This is a genomic window from Arthrobacter sp. Y3223164 (assembly GCF_059091005.1).
Genome location: NZ_JBNHGF010000744.1, coordinates 1 through 700 on the forward strand (window position 1 = coordinate 1; position 700 = coordinate 700).

Annotated in this window: 1 pseudogene; it reads right to left on the reverse strand. The window is 74.6% G+C overall.

The annotated features are described in order from the left end of the window. A pseudogene (locus AC5RUJ_RS17755) lies at positions 1-700 on the reverse strand (PucR family transcriptional regulator); the annotation flags it as partial.

Here is a 700-nt window from a genome sequence, read left to right on the forward strand (position 1 = left end):
GTCGCGGTCGTGGGCGACGGCGGCGAGTTCGGCGTCGGCGAAGGCGGCCACGCGCGGATCGTCGCGCAGCAGGGAGAGCACGCCGCGCAACCGGACGTCCGAAGACCGGTAGAACCGTTTGCCGGTGCCGAGCCCGGCCGCGGCCTCGGCCACATGTGCCGCTTCGTCCATCCCCGCGGCAGCGGCCAGCAGCTCCTGCCGGCCGCGGCCAACCCCCACGGTCCAGTCGGGGCTGGTCTGCTCGGCCAACTGGCCGCACAGCCGTTCCAGCACGGGGTCTTCCAGCTGCCTGGCCGGCACCGAGACCAGCAGCCCGATGGAGCCGGCCTGCAGGCTGGCTGCCAGCACCGACACCCGGGCGGCCGCGGCCACACTGTTCAGCAAGTCCAGCAGCGCCCGCTCCCGCCGCTGCAGTTCGATCGGTTCTTCGGCGGCAGGCCGCGCCAGCTGGAACACCACCGGCAGGTAGACCGGAGCGGACGCCAGCCCCAGGGCCGCAGCTCGGGCCAGGGCCTCGGGCTCTTCCAGTGCGCCGGGCCGGCGGAGTTCGTGCAGCAGGCCGGAGCGGGCCTGATGGGCAAGTTCGCGCTGGTCCCGTTCCGCCATGCGGTTGATGGTCAGGGCCTGGCCGGCCCGTTCCAGCACCATGGCGGCGTCGGCGTCGGCGGTTTCGGCAGTCCCGTCCGCCCGCCCGCCGGCC